This window comes from Kaistella sp. (genome assembly GCF_032060305.1).
GTDB lineage: Bacteria > Bacteroidota > Bacteroidia > Flavobacteriales > Weeksellaceae > Kaistella > Kaistella yananensis.
Genome location: NZ_DAMBHK010000141.1, coordinates 1 through 1,941, shown reverse-complemented (window position 1 = coordinate 1,941; position 1,941 = coordinate 1). Strand labels below are relative to the sequence as shown.

The window sequence follows — 1,941 nt, the reverse complement described above, 5'->3', positions numbered from 1 at the left end:
TTATCGGCGGTGGCGACGAACTGCAGGGAATTAAACGCGGAATTATGGAAATGGTCGATATCATCTTCATTAATAAAGTGGAAGGAGACAACCAGCAGAAAGCCAAAAATACCAAACTGGAATTGCTGCGTGCGCTACATTTTTTACCTTCAAAAGAAAAAAACTGGAAAGTGCCCGTTCTTCTCGGTTCAGCTCTTCACAATAAAGGTCTTGATGATGTACAAGAAAAAATAGATGAATTCATCCAGATGAAAATTAAAAGCGGAAGTTTCGATAAAACCCGGCAGCTTCAGGCAGAAAAACGTTTTGATTACTGGGTTCAGGAATTTATTCTGCAGAAAGCAAAAGAGGAACAGTCTGTGGGGAATTCGTACGATCTGCATAAAAAAAATGCTTCCGCGCTGTTGGCTAACCCAAGCACGGAAGCTAAAATATTCGTGGAGGAGCTTCTGAAGAAATAATTACTTCTTAGCCGCCTCATTTTCCATAAGATAGCCATCATACGAAATAGGCGCTCTGTCGTTTGAATCGATTGAGACGTAGGTTTTGCCACTGCTGAAAACTTCCATAATGATCCTTCGGATATTTGGCTGATCTTTGGTAATAATGGTGTAAACAGAACTTTGTTTTTTACCCGTTTGCTGACTTACGGTAAAATCTTTAGAAGTGAACCGGTAAGAATTATTTGCAGTGTCGTAGCTTGGGCTGTACATTCTGCCAAAATAAGGCAATTCAACACGGAGTTCAGATTTTTTAAGAACAATGGTGTAGCCGTAATCCAAGTCTAACATTCGGGAAGAGCTGGATCTTGGCAAAGAATTCATTACATTTACTACATCATAGTTACTGGGTTGCGCCTGTTCGGCCATAAAGGTAAATTCACCATTCCTTAATAACGCTGCCACTTTTTCGGAGGGCATATTTGGTGTTGCTGCGCAAGAGTTTATTAGAATAAGTAAAAATGCACTACTTAAAATATTAATTAAATTTTTCATTTTGATTTTTCTAAGTTCATAGCAAAAATAATGCAAGCTGTAAAGTTGAAAAAAAATTGTGGAATAAAAATTGTTAATAGGAATTTATATCGAAATATTAAAGCTATGAAAAATGTAAATAAGTTTTTAGGAATTGGCGCTTTATCATTAATGATGATGGCGTGTACAACAAATCCGATTACAGGGAGAAAATCCCTTCAGTTAGCCAACGATCAGGAAATTAGCGCGATGGCAGTGCAGCAGTACAGGGAAGTTATTTCTAAAGCAAAAGTTGTTAAAGGTACAACTGCGGCAAAAAGTGTTCAGAATGTGGGCTTGCGCATAAAAAATGCTGCGAACAACTATTACAGAGGGATTGGTAGAGAAGCTGACATTACAAATTACCAATGGGAATTTAATCTGATTGATGATAAGCAAGTCAATGCTTGGGCAATGCCGGGCGGTAAAGTGGCAGTGTATACAGGAATTATTCCTATCACTCAAAATGATACAGGATTAGCTGTAGTTTTGGGTCACGAAATTTCTCACGCACTTGCCGGGCACGGCAACGAAAGGATTTCTCAGGCTATGGTTGCGCAGTACGGCGGTGCAATTTTAGGAAGTGCTACAAGTGGGCAGATGGCTTCGATCTTCCAGCAGGTTTACCCAATCGGTGCACAGGTTGCGCTTTTGAAATACGGAAGAGGGCAGGAGCTTGAAGCCGATGAAATGGGATTATACTTAATGGCGATGGCAGGTTACGATCCGAGACAGGCTCAGCCATTCTGGGAAAGAATGGAAGCCTCTTCAACCGGAAACCGCCCGCCGGAATTTCTTTCAACACACCCAAGTCCGGAAAGCAGACGTGCAGATTTGCAAAAACATCTGCCTAAAGCTTTGGAATATTACAAAGTATCGGGCGGAAAAATTTAAAATCTTACCAATAATAATGAAACCTTCCCTAAAA

Annotated in this window: 2 protein-coding genes and 1 pseudogene; 2 read left to right on the top strand and 1 reads right to left on the bottom strand. The window is 40.2% G+C overall.

The window, feature by feature from the left end:
- Positions 1-461, top strand: a pseudogene (locus V5N63_RS11740) (methylmalonyl Co-A mutase-associated GTPase MeaB); the annotation flags it as partial.
- On the opposite strand, the gene V5N63_RS11735 reads toward V5N63_RS11740, so the two are convergent.
- Positions 462-995 carry a DUF4251 domain-containing protein gene (locus V5N63_RS11735; protein WP_332034088.1) on the bottom strand — a complete coding sequence of 178 codons (534 nt, stop codon included), beginning with the start codon at positions 993-995 and terminating at the stop codon, positions 462-464.
- Positions 996-1,100: 105 nt separating this feature from the next.
- Here V5N63_RS11735 and V5N63_RS11730 point away from each other — a divergent pair, with 105 nt between their 5' ends.
- Positions 1,101-1,907 carry a M48 family metallopeptidase gene (locus V5N63_RS11730; protein ID WP_332034087.1) on the top strand — a complete coding sequence of 269 codons (807 nt, stop codon included), beginning with the start codon at positions 1,101-1,103 and terminating at the stop codon, positions 1,905-1,907.
- Positions 1,908-1,941 lie beyond the last annotated feature (34 nt).

Excerpts from the sequence above, each read along its gene's own strand:
- V5N63_RS11730 (WP_332034087.1), top strand. The coding sequence starts at position 1,101 with ATGAAAAATGTAAATAAGTTTTTAGGAATTGGCGCTTTATCATTAATG.
- V5N63_RS11735 (WP_332034088.1), bottom strand. The coding sequence starts at position 995 with ATGAAAAATTTAATTAATATTTTAAGTAGTGCATTTTTACTTATTCTA.